General features: G+C 54.9%; 13 protein-coding genes. 5 read left to right on the top strand and 8 right to left on the bottom strand.

Annotated elements, in window-relative coordinates:
* Position 1: 1 nt before the first annotated feature.
* The 4 genes from pheA to mtnA form a co-directional block, all read right to left on the bottom strand.
* Entirely contained in the window at positions 2-1,096 is a 1,095-nt protein-coding gene (gene pheA, locus QN378_RS13690; RefSeq protein ID WP_322204968.1) for a prephenate dehydratase, read from the bottom strand.
* A complete protein-coding gene (gene serC, locus QN378_RS13695; RefSeq protein WP_322204969.1) occupies positions 1,096-2,181 on the bottom strand; it encodes a 3-phosphoserine/phosphohydroxythreonine transaminase in 1,086 nt (361 codons plus the stop codon). The genes pheA and serC overlap by 1 nt, the downstream gene beginning before the upstream one ends.
* A 127-nt stretch (positions 2,182-2,308) precedes the next feature.
* Positions 2,309-5,092, bottom strand: a complete 2,784-nt coding sequence (gene gyrA, locus QN378_RS13700; protein ID WP_323547128.1) for a DNA gyrase subunit A — start codon at positions 5,090-5,092, stop codon at positions 2,309-2,311.
* A 368-nt stretch (positions 5,093-5,460) separates the two neighbouring features.
* Positions 5,461-6,537, bottom strand: a complete 1,077-nt coding sequence (gene mtnA, locus QN378_RS13705) for an S-methyl-5-thioribose-1-phosphate isomerase (RefSeq protein WP_323547126.1) — start codon at positions 6,535-6,537, stop codon at positions 5,461-5,463.
* A 151-nt stretch (positions 6,538-6,688) separates the two neighbouring features.
* Between mtnA and QN378_RS13710 the strand changes: the two genes are divergently transcribed.
* The 5 genes from QN378_RS13710 (at position 6,689) to QN378_RS13730 (ending at position 11,432) form a co-directional block, all read left to right on the top strand.
* A complete protein-coding gene (locus tag QN378_RS13710) occupies positions 6,689-8,032 on the top strand; it encodes a TRZ/ATZ family hydrolase (RefSeq protein WP_322204972.1) in 1,344 nt (447 codons plus the stop codon).
* A 57-nt stretch (positions 8,033-8,089) separates the two neighbouring features.
* Positions 8,090-8,788, top strand: coding sequence for a bifunctional 2-polyprenyl-6-hydroxyphenol methylase/3-demethylubiquinol 3-O-methyltransferase UbiG (gene ubiG, locus QN378_RS13715; RefSeq protein ID WP_322204973.1), 699 nt, complete (start codon positions 8,090-8,092; stop codon positions 8,786-8,788).
* Positions 8,789-8,792: 4 nt separating this feature from the next.
* The gene (gene mupP, locus QN378_RS13720) at positions 8,793-9,464 is read left to right on the top strand and encodes an N-acetylmuramic acid 6-phosphate phosphatase MupP (RefSeq protein WP_322204974.1); all 672 of its coding nucleotides are present in this window, start codon (positions 8,793-8,795) and stop codon (positions 9,462-9,464) included.
* A 63-nt stretch (positions 9,465-9,527) separates the two neighbouring features.
* Positions 9,528-10,268 carry a YciK family oxidoreductase gene (locus tag QN378_RS13725; protein ID WP_323547123.1) on the top strand — a complete coding sequence of 247 codons (741 nt, stop codon included), beginning with the start codon at positions 9,528-9,530 and terminating at the stop codon, positions 10,266-10,268.
* Between the two features lie 240 nt (positions 10,269-10,508).
* The gene (locus tag QN378_RS13730; protein ID WP_323547121.1) at positions 10,509-11,432 is read left to right on the top strand and encodes a GGDEF domain-containing protein; all 924 of its coding nucleotides are present in this window, start codon (positions 10,509-10,511) and stop codon (positions 11,430-11,432) included.
* Positions 11,433-11,495: 63 nt separating this feature from the next.
* On the opposite strand, the gene QN378_RS13735 is transcribed toward QN378_RS13730, so the two are convergent.
* The 4 genes from QN378_RS13735 to QN378_RS13750 all read right to left on the bottom strand — a co-directional run bounded on the left by QN378_RS13735 (position 11,496) and on the right by QN378_RS13750 (position 17,432).
* On the bottom strand, positions 11,496-12,284 hold the full coding sequence (locus QN378_RS13735) for a TenA family transcriptional regulator (RefSeq protein WP_322204977.1): 789 nt from the start codon (positions 12,282-12,284) through the stop codon (positions 11,496-11,498).
* 46 nt (positions 12,285-12,330) lie between these two features.
* Positions 12,331-14,793: an EAL domain-containing protein gene (locus QN378_RS13740; protein WP_322204978.1), complete on the bottom strand. Its 2,463-nt coding sequence runs from the start codon at positions 14,791-14,793 to the stop codon at positions 12,331-12,333.
* 226 nt (positions 14,794-15,019) lie between these two features.
* Positions 15,020-16,900 (bottom strand): ABC transporter ATP-binding protein, encoded by a 1,881-nt coding sequence (locus QN378_RS13745; RefSeq protein ID WP_407074050.1) that lies wholly within the window; start codon positions 16,898-16,900, stop codon positions 15,020-15,022.
* Positions 16,830-17,432 carry a DsbA family protein gene (locus QN378_RS13750; protein WP_323547163.1) on the bottom strand — a complete coding sequence of 201 codons (603 nt, stop codon included), beginning with the start codon at positions 17,430-17,432 and terminating at the stop codon, positions 16,830-16,832. The genes QN378_RS13745 and QN378_RS13750 overlap by 71 nt, the downstream gene beginning before the upstream one ends.
* Between the last annotated feature and the right edge of the window lie 31 nt (positions 17,433-17,463).

Genomic DNA, 17,463 nt, shown 5'->3' on the forward strand with positions numbered 1-17,463 from the left:
TTTAAAGAACCGCTTTCGGGTATGAACCGAGCACTTTGAGTGCCACTGCTTCCTGACTGATCTGCTCTAGCACGGCTTTGATCAGTGGGTCGCGGTGATGACCGACGAAGTCGATAAAGAACACGTAGGTCCATTTACCGCTGCGTGAAGGCCGAGTCTCGATGCGCGTCAGGTCAATGCCGTTCTGATGGAACGGCACCAACAACTCATGCAACGCGCCAGGTTTGTTGCTCATCGAAACAATGATCGAGGTTTTATCGTCGCCCGTAGGCGGCACTTCTTGGCTGCCAATGATCAGGAAACGCGTAGCATTGTCTGGACGATCTTCGATTTTTTCGGCGATACGCGTCAGACCATACAGTCCAGCGGCCATATCACCGGCAATCGCGGCTGAACTCCACTCACCCTTCACCCGCTTGGCGGCTTCGGCGTTACTGGCAACCGCAATGCGCTCGACATTCGGGTAGTGCGCGTCCAGCCACTTGCGGCACTGAGCCAGCGACTGAGCGTGGGAGTAGATGCGGCTAATGCTGTCGGTCTTGGTGTTTTCACCGATCAGCAAATGATGGTGAATACGCAGCTCGACTTCGCCACAGATCACCATGTCGTGTTCAAGAAAGCTGTCGAGGGTGTGATTGACCGCACCTTCGGTGGAGTTTTCTACCGGCACCACGCCAAAATTCACGGCACCCGCCGCGACCTCACGGAACACTTCGTCGATGGCCGCCATCGGCAAGCTAATCACCGCATGACCAAAATGCTTCATAGCCGCCGCTTGGGTAAAAGTGCCTTCCGGACCGAGGTACGACACTTTCAATGGCTGCTCAAGCGCCAGACAGGAAGACATGATTTCGCGGAACAAACGCGCCATTTCTTCGTTGCCCAACGGCCCTTTGTTGCGCTCCATGACGCGCTTGAGTACTTGTGCTTCGCGCTCTGGACGATAGAAGACCGGCACTTCGCCTTCCGCCAGCGAGGCCATTTTCACCCGCGCAACTTCTTGCGCGCAGCGGGCACGCTCACTGATCAGCTCCAGGACTTTTTCATCCAGGCTGTCGATGCGTATCCGCAGCGCCTTGAGTTCTTCCTCAGACATTAGCCGTGTTCCTTCTCGAACTCTGCCATGTAAGCCACCAAGGCATTAACCCCGTGGATATCAACGGCGTTATAGATGGAGGCACGCATGCCGCCTACCGATCGATGGCCCTTGAGGTTGAGCAGGCTGCGCGCTTCTGCGCCTGCAAGAAACGGCTTGTCCAAACGGTCGTCGGCCAGGCGAAAAGGCACGTTCATCCACGAGCGGTCGGTTTTGTTGATTGGGTTGCTGTACAGCCCGCTAGCGTCGATGAAGTCGTACAGCGTGCGCTGTTTGAGGTCATTGCGCATACCCATGGCCTCGACACCGCCTTGTTCCTTGAGCCACTCAAATACCAAACCCGACAGGTACCAGGACAAGGTAGGAGGCGTGTTGTACATCGACGCGTTATCGGCAGCGACTTTGTAATTGAGCATCGTCGGGCAGATTGAACGGGCGCGCCCGAGCAAGTCTTCACGAATGATCACGACGACGATACCGCTAGGCCCGATGTTCTTTTGTGCACCGGCGTAAATCATGCCGAACTTGGAGACGTCCACCGGGCGCGACAGGATATCCGAGGACATATCAGCTACTAGCGGTACATCGCCAGTCTCGGGGATCCAATTAAATTCCAGACCGCCGATGGTTTCGTTGGGTGCGTAGTGAACGTAGGCGGCGTCTGTGGACAGCTTCCACTCGTTCTGACCCGGAATTGCGAAATAGTCATAAGGCTTGGCGCTGGCAGCGACGTTGACGTTGCCAAAGCGCGAAGCTTCTTCGATTGCTTTCTGCGACCAGATACCGGTGTCGATATAATCGGCGGTGGCGTCTTCAGGCAGCAGGTTAAGCGGAATTTGTGCAAATTGCTGGCTTGCGCCGCCTTGCAGGAACAACACTTTATAGTTTGAGGGAACATTCAACAGGTCGCGCAGATCTTGCTCGGCCTTATTGGCAATGGAGACGAATTCATCGCTGCGATGACTCATTTCCATGACGGACAGGCCTTTACCATGCCAGTCCAACAGTTCCGCCTGGGCGCGCAGCAGAACAGCTTCAGGGAGCGCGGCAGGGCCTGCGCAGAAGTTAAAAGCTCGCTTGCTCATATCCACTCTCGTCAAAGGCTTGGGCCTGTATCGAACCATTCGCAGGCAAGCCTGCTCCCACAGGGTCATGTGGGGCAGGAGATCACATTTCAATTGTAGGAGCGGGCTTGCTCGCGATCTACAGGTTTCAATCTTCTTCTGGGGTGTCGGCTTGCAGGGTATCGGAGGCTTCGTCAGCATCCAGGACGATCAAATCATCGTCGCCTTCCAGCACTTCGCCGTCGAACTCTTCACCTTCGAGCTCTTCGCCTTCAACTTCTGAAGGCTCCTGAACACGCTCAAGGCCAACCAGCTTCTCATCATTGGCCAGCTTGATAAGGGTCACGCCCTGGGTGTTACGCCCCAGACTTGAAACTTCATCGACACGGGTGCGAACCAAGGTGCCCTGGTCGGAAATCAGCATGATTTCTTCGCCATCGAGCACTTGTACCGCGCCGACCAGACGGCCGTTACGCTCGTTGCTGACCATGGCGATCACGCCCTGCCCGCCACGCTTGTACTCAGGGAACTCGGTAATCGCTGTACGCTTGCCGAAACCACGTTCGGATGCGGTCAGGATCTGGCTACCCTCTTCTGGGATCAACATCGAGATCAGTTTCTGACCCTCTGGCAGACGCATGCCGCGCACACCGCGAGCAGTGCGACCCATGGCGCGAACGTCGGATTCTTTAAAGCGCGTGACCTTGCCGCCGTCGGAGAACAGCATGACTTCGCGCTCGCCGTCGGTGATGGCGGCAGAAATCAAAATGTCGCCTTCGTCTAGCTCAAGGGCGATCAGGCCAACACTGCGTTGACGGCTGAACTGCACCAGCGGGGTTTTCTTTACCGTACCGTTGGCGGTCGACATAAAGATGAACGGTGCTTTCTTCCGGTCTTCGGCTTTGATGCGTACTTTGCGTTCTTCTTCGGTTTCGCCGGTCGCGGTTTCGTCCGATTCCACGGTGATAACGTCGTCACCGCCTTCTTCTTCGGACTTCTTGCGCATGGCTTCCATGTCTACCGGCAGCATGGTGGTGATGTATTCACCCTCACTCAACGGCAGCAGGTTGACCAGCGGACGACCACGGGCAGCGCGGGACGCTTCCGGAATCTCGTAAGTCTTGAGCCAGTAAACCTTGCCCTTGCTGGAGAACATCAACAGCGTGGTGTGGCTGTTGGCGACCAGCAGGTGCGCGATGTAGTCCTCGTCCTTGACGCCAGTAGCCGACTTGCCTTTGCCGCCACGGCGCTGTGCCTGATAGACGGCCAATGGCTGGGTTTTGGCGTAACCACCGTGAGAGATGGTGACAACCCGCTCCTCTTCGGTGATCAAGTCGCCCAAGGTCAGGTCCAGACGGGCATCGAGAATCTCGGTGCGACGCACATCGCCGTATTCTGCGCGGATCAGCTCAAGCTCTTCGCGGATGATTTCCATCAAACGCTCTGCGCTGTTGAGGATGCGCAGCAGCTCGCCGATCTGGCTCAGGATTTCCTGATATTCGGTCAGCAGTTTTTCGTGTTCCAGACCGGTCAAACGGTGCAGACGCAGTTCCAGAATCGCTTGAGCCTGCTCTGGCGACAGGAAATACTTTCCATCGCGCAGGCCGTATTGCGGATCAAGGTTATCCGGGCGGCAAGAATCAGCGCCGGCACGTTCAACCATTTCGACCACAGCGCTGGATTCCCACGGGGTCGCGATCAACGCCACTTTGGCTTCGGCAGGTGTCGGCGAGGCCTTGATCAGCGCGATAACCGGGTCGATGTTCGACAAGGCAACGGCCTGACCTTCCAGCAAATGCCCCCGTTCACGGGCCTTACGCAGCTCGAAAACGGTACGACGGGTAACCACTTCACGGCGGTGACGAACGAAGGCTTCCAGCAAATCCTTGAGGTTCAGGATCCGTGGACGGCCATCGATCAACGCAACAATGTTGATACCGAAAACGCTTTGCAGCTGGGTTTGGGCGTAGAGGTTGTTAAGTACAACCTCAGGCACTTCGCCACGACGCAGTTCGATCACGACGCGCATACCGTCTTTATCAGACTCGTCGCGCAGTTCGGTAATACCTTCGAGCTTCTTCTCTTTGACCAGCTCAGCGATCTTCTCGATCAGACGGGCCTTGTTCAACTGGTACGGCAATTCAGTAATAACGATTTGCTGACGACCACCGACCTTGTCGATGTCTTCGATCATTGAGCGCGCACGCATGTAAATGCGCCCGCGACCGGTGCGATAGGCTTCGACGATACCGGCGCGACCGTTGATGATCGCGGCAGTCGGGAAGTCAGGACCGGGGATGAACTGCATCAGCTCATCAATGGTGATGTCAGCGTTATCGATCAGCGCCAGGCAACCGTCGATGACTTCACCGAGGTTGTGCGGCGGAATGTTGGTCGCCATGCCCACGGCGATGCCGCTGGAGCCGTTGACCAGCAGGTTGGGAATGCGGGTCGGCATGACCGCAGGGATCATCTCGGTGCCGTCGTAGTTCGGCACCCAGTCCACGGTTTCTTTATGCAGGTCGGCCAGCAGTTCGTGGGCCAACTTTGTCATGCGCACTTCGGTGTATCGCATGGCCGCAGCGTTATCGCCATCGACCGAACCGAAGTTGCCTTGACCGTCTACCAGCAAGTAGCGCAGGGAAAATGGCTGCGCCATCCGTACGATCGTGTCGTAAACGGCAGTGTCGCCATGCGGGTGATACTTACCGATAACGTCGCCGACCACACGAGCAGATTTCTTGTACGGCTTGTTCCAATCGTTACCCAATTCGCTCATTGCGAACAGTACACGCCGATGCACAGGCTTCAAGCCGTCGCGCGCATCCGGCAATGCTCGACCGACGATGACGCTCATCGCGTAGTCGAGGTAGGACTGTTTCAGCTCGTCTTCGATATTGACCGGGAGGATTTCTTTGGCCAGTTCGCCCATGAGAAGCCTGATTCCTTTTTCTGGTGAAACTTCGTCATCCATGCGGGAAGAACGAAGCTAGCCGCTGCAGGCGTTTGCCATGCAGCGACTTACGGCAAATTAACGAGTTGTGCCATGGATCTGCGCATTAAAGGCAGGCGCATCGCGCGACCTTGGGAACCGCCGGATATTATCACAATGGCGATCAGGGACCTATCCCTTGAAAACCTGCCCAACCACTAATCGATGAGTGATCGGCCTTTATAGCGCCTCTGAGGGGCTTGGAGCCTATCAATGAAGGGCTTAACCTCTGCAGCGCCACTTGTTGTCGACAGGCCTGCCTCCACACGGCTTCAAAAGCTCACCACCCGCTGGCTCCTGGGGCGCACTCAATGCAGCCGCTTGCGGCACATAAGTAGCGCCATTTTTGCAGTATCTGGCCGCTCGACGATGCCTTTTTCGGTAACGATGGCGTCAATCAAATCGGCCGGGGTGACATCGAAGACCGGGTTGAAAGCGTCAACATCAGCCCCTACACGCTGGCCACCAACTTCCAGCAGTTCTCGACCGTCACGCTCTTCGATAGGAATGTCATCGCCGCTTTCGAGGGTCATGTCGATGGTTGAACTTGGCGCGACTACCATAAAACGCACCCCATGGTGCATCGCTGCGACGGCCAGTTGATAAGTGCCGATTTTGTTTGCCACGTCGCCATTGGCGGTGATGCGGTCGGCACCGACGATGACCCAGGTAATCCCTTTGGTTTTCATCAGATGCGCAGCCGCCGAGTCGGCGTTGACGGTGACCGGAATCCCTTCGTTAGCCAATTCCCAAGCGGTCAATCGCGAACCTTGCAACCACGGCCGGGTTTCATCGGCATAGACGCGTTCGATCATGCCTTCAAGGTGCGCTGCTCGAATAACGCCCAGCGCAGTGCCAAAACCACCCGTGGCCAGCGCGCCAGTATTGCAGTGAGTCAACACGGTTTGTAGGTTGCCCTGATGCTTGCGAATCAGATCGGCACCGAGCTGAGCCATGGTCAAGTTGGCTTCGCGGTCGCTGAGGTGGATGGCCACTGCTTCGGCTTCCAAAGCAGCCAGCGCCGATTCATTGCCCTTGAGTCGCGCCAAGCGATCGCGCATACGGTTGAGCGCCCAGAAAAGATTGACCGCCGTGGGGCGTGAATTGGCGAGTACCGTAAAATCTGCTACCAATGCCATGGCCCAGTCGCCGCCTTCGGCTATCCGCTGCCGTGCCGCCAACACAATGCCGTACGCCGCACAGATACCAATCGCTGGCGCGCCGCGTACGACCATTGAGCGAATCGCCTCTGCGACTCCAGCTGCCGTTGTGTAGGCGTGCCAGGTTTCCTCAAACGGAAGCGCACGCTGATCAAGCAAATGCAGGGCGTCGTCCTGCCAATCGATGGCTTTCACTTTCTCTGCAGCCAATAGTCGATCGCGCATCTCTCACCCCATACTCAAGAAACAAAAAACAAAAAACTAGAAGTCAAAAACCGCCGATTATAGCGAGCCGTCCGTCAAGACGCTCGGGTATACTTTGCCGCTTGTGTGTCTACCCCGCTATATAAAGAAAACCAAGCCACGGATGCCCGCCATGCCCAACGCTGCCACCCCCCTCGACCTGCTGCTCTTGCCCACTTGGCTGGTGCCGGTCGAACCTGCTGGCGTGGTGCTTAAAGAACATGGGCTGGGCATTCGCGATGGCCTTATCGTCTACATTGGCCCGCGAGCTGAAGCGCTTAAACAAAACGTTCTCGAGGTCCGTGAACTGCCGGGAATGCTGCTCAGCCCCGGCCTGATCAATGCTCATGGGCATGCCGCAATGACCCTGTTTCGCGGCTTGGCTGACGACTTGCCGCTGATGACTTGGCTGGAAAACCATATTTGGCCCGCCGAAGCCAAATGGGTCGATGAGGCGTTTGTCCGTGACGGCACCGACCTGGCAATCGCCGAGCAACTTAAAGGCGGCATCACGTGCTTTTCTGACATGTACTTTTACCCGCACGTGGCCAGCGAGCGTGTGCACAATAGTGGTATCCGCGCTCAAATTACTGTGCCGATACTGGATTTCCCTATTCCTGGCGCACGTACCACGGATGAAGCGCTGCACAAAGGCGTCGAGCTGTTCAACGATCTAAAACTCCATCCGCGGATCAAAATCGCTTTTGGCCCCCACGCGCCGTACACCATCTGCGATGACAATCTGGAAAAAATTCGCGTCCTCGCTGACGAACTCGATGCGATGATTCATATGCACATGCATGAGACCGCCTTTGAAGTAGAACAATCCGTTGAGCAACTTGATGAGCGGCCGCTCGCGCGCCTGAACCGACTTGGCCTCTTGGGTCCACGCTTTCAAGCGGTGCACATGACCCAAGTCAGCGACGAAGACCTCGCCTTGCTGGTAGAAAGTAATTCCAGCGTGATTCATTGCCCCGAATCGAACCTGAAACTGGCTAGCGGCTTTTGTCCGGTAGAACGGCTGTGGCAGGCGGGCATCAATGTCGCCATCGGTACGGACGGCGCTGCCAGCAACAATGATTTGGACTTGCTGGGCGAAACACGCACTGCGGCCTTGCTGGCCAAAGCAGTCGCCGGCTCGGCGACCGCACTGGATGCCCACCGGGCCTTGCGCATGGCGACGCTCAATGGCGCACGGGCCATGGGCATTCAGTCTGAGACAGGCTCATTGGAAATCGGCAAAGCCGCCGATATCGTCGCGTTCGACCTATCTGGGCTAGCCCAACAACCGGTATATGATCCGGTGTCGCAGCTCATCTATGCTACCGGCCGCGATTGTGTGACCCATGTGTGGGTTGCCGGCAGACAGTTGCTTGATGACAAACGCCTGACACGCATGGATGAACAGGCTCTGTGTGAAACCGCTAAGGCTTGGGGCCAGCGAATATCGGGGCATCAAAGCCAGATCGAACAATGACCGTGCGGGTCTAATTGCCCGGACAGGACGAAAGAATCGAGTTTTTGAGGATTACCCATGAGCAACGTCGACCACGCAGAAATCGCCAAATTCGAAGCATTGGCCCATCGCTGGTGGGACCGCAACAGCGAATTCAAACCGCTGCATGACATCAATCCGCTGCGGGTCAACTGGATCGACGAACGCGTTAATCTGGCTGGCAAAACCGTGTTGGATGTCGGTTGCGGCGGCGGTATCCTCAGCGAAGCCATGGCCCAGCGCGGCGCCATAGTGATGGGGATAGACATGGGTGAAGCACCCCTGGCCGTGGCGCGCTTGCACCAGTTGGAGTCGGGAGTGACCGTAGATTACCGCCAGATCACCGCCGAAGATCTCGCCGACGAAATGCCCGAACAGTTTGATGTCGTGACGTGCCTGGAAATGCTGGAACACGTACCTGACCCGTCATCAGTCATTCGTGCCTGCTTTCGTATGGTCAAGCCCGGCGGCCAAGTCTTCTTCTCCACCCTGAACCGCAATCCCAAGGCGTTCCTGTTTGCCATTGTTGGCGCCGAATACATTATGGGCTTGTTGCCGCGCGGCACTCACGACTTCAAGAAATTTATCCGCCCGTCGGAACTGGGCGCCTGGAGTCGCGAGGCGGGTTTGCAGGTCAAGGACATCATTGGCCTGACCTACAACCCTCTGACCAAGCATTACAAGCTGGCGTCCAACGTCGACGTCAACTACATGATCCAGACCCTCCGAGAGGCATAACTCCATGCGTTTGAGAGCGGTTTTATTCGACATGGACGGCACCCTGCTCGATACCGCGCCGGATTTCATCGCGATCTGCCAGAGCATGTTAGCTGACCGAGGTTTTGCGCCGGTGGCGGACAAGCTGATTCGTGATGAAATCTCCGGTGGCGCCAGGGCAATGGTTGCAGCCACTTTCGCGCTTTCCCCGACCGCACCTGAATTCGAAGCATTGCGTCTGGAGTTTCTCGAACGCTATCAAATTGACTGCGCTGTAAATAGCAAACTGTTCGATGGCATGGCCGAACTGTTGGCTGACATCGAAAAAGCCAATCTGATCTGGGGCGTGGTGACCAACAAACCTTTGCGATTTGCTCGACCTATCATGGAGCAACTGGGCTTGGCTGACCGTTCGGCCATCCTCATTTGTCCCGACCATGTCACTTATAGCAAGCCTCACCCAGAGCCGCTGATACTTGCTTGCCAGATGCTCGACCTGGACCCTGCCAGCGTCCTGTTTGTCGGCGACGACCTGCGCGATATCGAATCGGGCCGCGACGCTGGAACCAAGACGGCGGCAGTCCGCTATGGCTACATTCATCCGCACGACAATCCAAATCATTGGGGCGCCGACATCGTGGTCGACCACCCTTTGGATCTGCGCAAAGTGCTCGACAACGCCCTATGTAGCTGCTGACCCCGTCGCGTATGAAGGCAACCCGGTCTATCTGGATTTGTATATTTTCCACTGAGGTTTTTCATGTTTGATTATTCTGCACGCCCTGCACTGCTCAAGGACCGGGTAATCCTGGTAACCGGCGCAGGTCGGGGCATAGGGGCCGCTGCCGCCAAAACGTATGCGGCACATGGCGCCACTGTTCTGTTGCTGGGCAAGACCGAAGCCAATCTGACCCAGGTCTACGACGAAATCGAAGCGGCGGGCCATCCTCAGCCAGCGGTTATCCCCTTTAACCTCGAAACGGCCCTGCCGCATCAATACGATGAGTTGGCTGCGATGATCGAAACTGAGTTCGGTCATTTGGACGGCTTGTTGCACAACGCATCGATCATTGGCCCGCGAACGCCTATAGAGCAGCTGTCTGGCGAAAATTTCATGCGTGTTATGCACGTCAACGTCAATGCCATGTTCATGCTTACCAGTACGCTGCTGCCACTGCTTAAGTTATCCGCCGACGGGTCAGTCATCTTCACGTCAAGCAGCGTCGGACGCAAAGGACGCGCTTACTGGGGCGGCTACGGCGTATCCAAGTTTGCCACCGAAGGTCTGATGCAAACCTTGGCTGATGAGCTTGAAAACGTCGCGCCAGTTCGGTCCAACAGCATCAACCCCGGTGCCACGCGTACCAGCATGCGGGCCCACGCTTATCCGGGTGAAAACCCCAACGATAATCCCGCCCCCGAAGCCATCATGCCGGTGTATCTGTATTTGATGGGTCCAGACAGTAGAGGCATCAACGGTCAGGCCTTCGACGCTCAGTAAGCTGAGGTGCGTTAACCGCAAACGCTGCCCGCCCACCGACGGATTTATGTCTCTAGCCGGGCAGCTGTATTAAAGGGTGGATTCTTAAGTCAAATTAACGTCGTGTTTCACCGGACGCGTCTCATCATGGGACGTTAAGTCACTGTATTCTATTCGTTTTATTTAAGTGAACTGATTGGCACGACTTTCGCTCTAAGAAAGACCATTAAACACGGCCTTATCTGTTTTAGGAGTGTAAAGATGAGCTTAGCCACCCAGCCCCGCGCAATCGATTTTGACCATGCTAAATTGCAACGTCTGGGCTTTTGTCAGTTGCAGAGTGCAGCGCTGCCCCCTATTGACGTTACTGAACTACGCCAACAATTAGGTCTTCAACTGCAAACGAGTCTAGATGCAGAAAAAATTCTGACGATTTTTTTTCGCGGTATTAAACGCTTGATTGCCCTCGATGGTCTGACCTATGGGCATCGTTCATCTGACCTGCATCTGAAAATGGGTGAACGTGCCCATCATTTTGCGAGTTACACATTGAGCAGCGAAGGTGAACACCTAGGTGAACTGGTGTTTCAACGCAGCCACCGTTTCTTGGAACTCGAACTGACGCAAATAGAATCATTGCTTCCCAGTTTGCTGTTCCCCCTGCGCAACGCCCTGCTTTATCGCTCAGCGACCCAAAGTGCCCTGCGCGACCCGCTTACAAATACGGGTAATCGCGTCGCCATGGATCAGACCTTAGCTAGAGAGATCGAACTGGCGATTCGGCATAAAGGTTCGCTGTCGGTGCTGATGCTCGACATTGATCACTTCAAGCGGGTAAACGACATGCATGGGCACGCCGTTGGCGATGAGGTCCTTAAAGCCGTAGCAGGTTCAATCAAAAGTCAGTTACGCAATGTCGATAGGGTATTCAGGTTTGGCGGGGAAGAGTTTTTTATCGTGCTCTCTAACACGGACCGCGAAGCCGCAGCGATGGTAGGCGAACGGCTACGCCAGGCAGCGCAGCAACTGACGTGTTCACCCGATCATCCGATCAAATTGACGGTCAGCCTCGGAGGTGCAGCCTTGTTACCAGCTGAATCGGCCACCAGCCTTCAGCTCAGAGCTGACAGTGCTTTGTACGTGGCCAAGCGCGAAGGGCGTAATCGCCTGGAGATGGCAGGTTAAGCACCGGTTGCCCCGCGCGTTTAACCTGCTAGCCGTTGGATGTGCCTCCAGCGATGCAAATGCCTAATCGGTTTCAACCAATGCCATATTCTCGCGCAGCTGTGGCGTCATTTCCTGCTGCATGCAGCTCTCTAGAAACAGGAACATGTACTCGTAGCTTTTGGTGACGGCTTGGCGCAGCTCTGTCTGCAGCTGAACAGTTGGGTTATTGCCGGCCAGCGTGCAAATAATTTCCAACGCCTCCCACGGGTGTGCATCGTCATACTGCGCGTGCATGTTCAGCCACTTCATTGCGCGCTTGCGCTGGTCTTCCGGGAAACCCGCAGCATAGGCATCGCTGGAACAAACGATCGCTGACCACTCGCCAGTGGCACCTTCGATGGCGTAGTTGGTGGCGGCAACCGCAACAATCAACGAATCCGATGCGCTGGTGTGCCAGCACCAATGGCTGAGTGCATGCAACTGCGGCGACACATGCTGAGCCTGCAAATCTCCCAAACTAACGCCATGCGCGAGACTCCAGTTCACCCAATAATCAGCATGATTGAGCTCCACCCGAATATTACGCATCAACCAGCGACGCGCCATGTCTTCACCGGGGTGACGGGCGAAACGGGTTTTGGCCAGATTTTGTGCCATATAGACGGCAAACTGCTCGACCACTGGCCAGCCGCCAATCAAATATTGGCGCATGGTTTGAGGACTAAGACAGCCGTCACGCATCCGTTGATAAAGCACATGTTCTACCACCCGGCGCTTGGCATCACTGCAATTTTTAATCAATTGCTGTGCCCAGCCTGGGTAGCTGGTTGCTTCCATGAGAGGACCGGTTCGGTTAAAGGTATCGATCACAGTTAGGGCTCCTTTTTTATGTGGGGTAGTCCCACCAGCACTATGTTTAGCGAAAAATCCCGGGCGCCCGAAACATCAAAGGAGCAGGCCTGACTGGCCTAGAATGCAGACTTTCACACGTAAACAATTGCGGGCGTTGAATAATGTAGCCTTGTGCAAAATCAACGCCAATCTCAAGCAGTGCCTGCTCGATCTGCGGCGTCTCAACAAATTCGGCAATTGTCCTTTTCCCCATAACATGACCAATATGGTTGATCACTTCAACCATGGCTCGATTAATCGGGTCATCAAGCATGTCTTTAACAAAGCTGCCGTCTATCTTAAGAAAGTCTACAGGCAAATGTTTAAGGTACGCGAACGACGACATCCCAGCACAAAAGTCATCAAGCGAAAACAGGCAACCTAAACCTTTTAATTCATTAATAAATCGGATGGCGCTGCCCAAATCAGAGATTGCACTGGTTTCGGTAATTTCAAAACAAATCAGATCGGGGGGTATTTGATAAGTGTCAAATTGCGCCTTCAGATATCCAAGAAAGGCATCGTCTCCGATGCTGGTCCCTGACAGGTTGATGGCACACATAGCCATGGGGCCGCTGTGTTTATTCTCGTGCAAGCACTGGGAAATGATCTTAAACACGTTTCGAACCACCCAGCGGTCCAACGTTGTCATAAGACCATAACGCTCCGCCGCTGGTATAAAACTATCTGGCAGCACCATGCGCCCGGTTTCATCGTGCAATCGCAGAAGAATTTCAATATGTCCACCTGCGTGCTCGGTAACACCCCCTAAGTTTGCAATTTCTTGGGAATACAAACAGAACCGGTTCTCTTCCAGCGCCATGTGTAACCTTTGAATCCAGGCCATCTCACCGACACGTAAAGACAGTTCAGAGTCATCCGCATGATAAACCTGCACCCGGTTGCGACCTTTTTCCTTGGCCATATAACACGCCATGTCAGCCGCACGTAATGAGCCTTCTAGCGTAGCGGGGCTTTGGGCAATATTGACTAAACCGATACTGACCGTCGTCACAAAAGGTCGGCCCTTCCAAACAAAATGCAGACTTTGTACTGTCTGACGCAGGGACTCGGCAATTTTTTCAGCTACATCAGAGGGGCAATTCTTTAGAAGAATACCGAACTCATCGCCACCCAACCGCGCCAACGTGTCACCTTCACGCAGCCCCTGTTGCAGCAGTGCACAAATATGTCTAAGCAACTCGTCCCCGGCTGCGTGTCCGCTGGTGTCATTTACCAGTTTGAATTGATCAAGATCGAGGAACATCAGCGTGTGACGTCCGGACTGGCGCGAAAGATTATTGAGGGTCTGTTCTAGTCGAAACTCAAATTCACGCCGGTTAACCAGTCCGGTCAATGCATCGTGAGTTGCCTGCCAAGACAAATTAGCAATGTACTGCCGCTCCTGCGTCATATCATGCAGTACTAGTACAGTGCCGCTAGTCTTGCCTTCCGTTTGAATCGATGAACCGACCAGCGCCACCGACACCGTGCTGCCATCCAACCGTTGAATCAGTCGAGAATGCTCACTGCCGCCACTTAGCGTGCCACTGAGGATGTGCTCGATGAGTGTGAAACTGTCTTTCTGATCGTTTTCGTCCAACACGTTGAACAGTGCGGCCAACGGCAAACCTTGAGCCTGATCACTCTTCCAATGTGTCAATTGCTCGGCAGCCGGATTCATATAAGCTATTGAGCCTTCTACATCGGTAGTAATGACCCCATCGCCAATCGATTCGAGCGTGACTTGAGCGCGTTCTTTTTCCTGCTGTAAAGCGCTGGCAAACGCTTGTCGCTGCGCCAACAGTTTGTGGGCCCGCAGTAGAGCCAGCAGAATCAACACCACGGCGGTGGCTAAGTTTGTGATCAACAGCAATCGCAGAATAAACCGCGACCCCTCCCCTAGAGCATCGCTAAACGCTTTAGCCGCTGGCGTTACCTCTTCGTTGATGGCGTTAATTTGCGACTTCCAACCAGAAACGGCAGCGGCGCTGGCATTACTTTGCGTAAGGCTGCTATGCATCTGCTGGGCAATAGCATCCAATTGCACCAGATACCCATCACCGACCTTCCATAGCTCGATGGCTTTTTCAAGGTAGCTGAAATGGCGAAAATTCAAATAAAGCCAAATGATGCTCATTGCATCATCGGGATGATTTCCCCCTTGCAGTAGGCCGGCACGGGCAGCCGCCAGGTCTGGAATCGGTCGTTCAAGTGCCACGCGCAAGTCATGACCACCCTGAGGAATAGCAATCGCCTCTTTGTATCTAAGGTAGCTCTGTTCATCCCCGCCGCTGGCATACAAATTCAAGTAATAAATGGCGTCCTTTTGCCCTTTGGACCAAAGGCTTTCGCCCGCAACATAGCCCCGGACGGCCGATAACGTGTACAAGCTCACGCACCCTAGAAGCGCCTGAAAAAGCACAACTGCAATAAAGGGCCAAACAATGCCCAATAATCGAGGCTCAAGAATCAGCTTTTGCTTCATGGATTCCCTTAATAAGCGTTCCTGACTACCCACCATGCAACAGCAAAAAACTAAGTGAGCTTAGGTTAAAAAGAGACAACACCAAGGATGTTTTTATCTCAAATTTGACACACGCTACCGCCGCATCAAGAGTGATCAGCCTAAAGGTAAGAATATAAGAAGTTTGAAAAAGTTCGGTATATCAATGCTTTCATAAAAACGACGTCGGGATGCGTGATTTCCGGTATCAGATTTGCTGTAGATGGCCGTAAAGTTTTGCATACAACCCGCCGTCAGCGATCAACTGTTGATGGTCGCCCTCCTCAACGATTCGCCCTCCATCAAAAACCAATACGCGGTCCGCCTGTTTAACCGCGGACAAGCGATGCGCAATGATTAATGTTGTGCGTCCGTTAAGAAAGCGGGACAGGGCTTGATGCAAATTGTATTCGGTAGCGGCATCGAGGGCCGAAGTAGCCTCATCAAGGATCACCACTTTGGGGTCGGCCAATACCATCCGGGCAATGGCCAGTCGTTGCCGCTGACCACCGGATAAACGCACCCCTGAGCGGCCCAGAACGCTATCCAGCCCTTGGGGCAAGCCCTGGATAGTTACATCGAGCTGCGCGATTTCCAACGCCCGCCAACAGGCGTCATCCGTGCGCTCGCGGCCCATAGTCAAGTTGGCGCGTACGCTGTCATTGAACAGCGCAGGATGTTGCAAGACCACCGACACATGCTCGCGCACCGTTTCGAAACCGATTTCCTGCTGAGTCAAACCACCGAAACGGATACTGCCTGATTGCGCGGTGTACAGCCCCAGCAACAGTTGCACCAAGGTACTTTTACCACCACCGCTGGCACCGACGATTGCTACTTTTTCTCCCGGTGCAATGGACAGCTTCAACTGATTCAGCACCGGCTCTTCGCCGTAACCGAATGTCAGGTTGCGCACCTCGATGCCAACCGTTTCGCGCCCTGTGAACGGATCACCGCCACCGGGGTATTGAGGTTCATCAGCACGCGCAAGCAGCTCATTGATCCGCGTCAGCGCCCCTCCTGCAGCGTAGTAGGCATACTGCAGATTGAGCAGCTGTTCAACCGGTCCAATCATGAACCATAGATAACTGAACACCGCCAACATCTGGCCAATTGAAAGATCAGAGAACAGCACTGTGAGCATCGCTGCCGCGCGAAAAATATCGATTCCGAACTGAAATAACAGGCCGCTCGCTCGATTGGAGGCATCGCTTTTCCATTGTGAGGCAACAGCGTAATCGCGCACTTCCTTCGCCCGCATACCCAGCCTGCCGAGAAAATAACCTTGGCGGTTGCCAGCCCGAATCTCCTGAATGGCATCCAGGGTTTCAGTCAACGCCTGGGTGAAACGCGAAGTGCTATCGTTTTCCTGTTTTTTCAGGTGTTTAACGCGCTTGCCCAGCTGGACTGTGGCGTAGATTACCAGTGGATTGAAAAGCAAAATCAGCAACGCCAATTGCCAATGCATCCATAACAGAATGCCTGCCGTGCCTACCAGCGTCAGCATGGCCACTAGAAAGCGGCTCAAGGTTTCGCCGACAAACTTATCCAGGGTGTCAAGGTCGGTCACTAAGTGCGTGGTCACCGTGCCACTGCCCAGACTTTCATATTCGCCGAGAGAGATGCGCTTGAGGCGTTCGATCAGACGAATGCGAATCCGATAGACAATATCTTTGGCTAGTCGGGCAAATAGCCTCGCCTGCACAACGTTGAATACCAGCGAACCCAGACGCAAAGTAAACGTGACCAACAACATCAGGCCGATGTAACCAATCGCTTGTTGAAGCCCCTCCGGCAGCACGTGATTCATGAACTTGAGGGCTGAGTCGCCGTGCCCGAGCAGTACTTCATCGACCAACAACGGCAACAGCAACGGAATCGGCACGCTGCATAACGTTGCCAGCACAGCTACGCCATTGGCAATCCACAGCGCTTTGCGGTGATGCAGTGCCAGTCGACGAATTTCGGCCCAGCTTAATCGATCGGTACGCGGTGAGGATTGGGGGTGAACCGACTGCTCAGGCACAGGCTGCACGCTCCAACCAACGACCCAATAGCGGAGCCAATGCCTCAAGAGGCTGATAGCCATTGGTCAACAACGCCAACTGACCATTATGCTCGGCAAGCAAGGTCGGAAAGCCCGCAATACCCAAGTCTTGTACCCACGTGAAATCCGCAGCGGTGGCGGTGAGTTGTTCGACGCTATCAAACGCCTCAGCGAACACGATGCGCGGCAAACCGGCCTGATCGGCTAATTCCACCAGAACCGAAGCCTGAGTGACGTCGCGGCCCTGGGTATAAAAGGCCTGCTGAATTAATCTAGCCAAAATCCAGGCACAGTGTGGATCTAGGCTTCGTGCTGCCACTACGGCGCGGCACGCCGGCTCGGTGTCATAAACAAACCCTGTAGGCAACGCGCCTTCGAAACGAAACGGCTGACCGGTGGTGTCTGCCACAGCTTGCCAGTGTTCAAGAATGTAGCGCCGCGCGGTCGGCTCCAGCGCTGCGCCACTACCTGTGCGTAAACCACCCACCACCAGGTGCAGCTCCACGCCCGCCGTTTGTGCTTGCTGCATCAGGGCTTGTGCTACCGGGGCGAAGCCCCAGCACCAGGAACACATTGGATCCATGACATAAAGCAGCCGCGCTTGC

Source organism: Pseudomonas sp. 10S5, assembly GCF_035019745.1.
Classification (GTDB): domain Bacteria; phylum Pseudomonadota; class Gammaproteobacteria; order Pseudomonadales; family Pseudomonadaceae; genus Aquipseudomonas.

Coding starts and splice junctions, on each gene's coding strand:
- pheA (WP_322204968.1), bottom strand. CDS start 1,096: ATGTCTGAGGAAGAACTCAAGGCGCTGCGGATACGCATCGACAGCCTG.
- serC (WP_322204969.1), bottom strand. CDS start 2,181: ATGAGCAAGCGAGCTTTTAACTTCTGCGCAGGCCCTGCCGCGCTCCCT.
- gyrA (WP_323547128.1), bottom strand. CDS start 5,092: ATGGGCGAACTGGCCAAAGAAATCCTCCCGGTCAATATCGAAGACGAG.
- mtnA (WP_323547126.1), bottom strand. CDS start 6,537: ATGCGCGATCGACTATTGGCTGCAGAGAAAGTGAAAGCCATCGATTGG.
- QN378_RS13710 (WP_322204972.1), top strand. CDS start 6,689: ATGCCCAACGCTGCCACCCCCCTCGACCTGCTGCTCTTGCCCACTTGG.
- ubiG (WP_322204973.1), top strand. CDS start 8,090: ATGAGCAACGTCGACCACGCAGAAATCGCCAAATTCGAAGCATTGGCC.
- mupP (WP_322204974.1), top strand. CDS start 8,793: ATGCGTTTGAGAGCGGTTTTATTCGACATGGACGGCACCCTGCTCGAT.
- QN378_RS13725 (WP_323547123.1), top strand. CDS start 9,528: ATGTTTGATTATTCTGCACGCCCTGCACTGCTCAAGGACCGGGTAATC.
- QN378_RS13730 (WP_323547121.1), top strand. CDS start 10,509: ATGAGCTTAGCCACCCAGCCCCGCGCAATCGATTTTGACCATGCTAAA.
- QN378_RS13740 (WP_322204978.1), bottom strand. CDS start 14,793: ATGAAGCAAAAGCTGATTCTTGAGCCTCGATTATTGGGCATTGTTTGG.
- QN378_RS13745 (WP_407074050.1), bottom strand. CDS start 16,900: ATGGCTATCAGCCTCTTGAGGCATTGGCTCCGCTATTGGGTCGTTGGT.
- QN378_RS13750 (WP_323547163.1), bottom strand. CDS start 17,432: ATGTGTTCCTGGTGCTGGGGCTTCGCCCCGGTAGCACAAGCCCTGATG.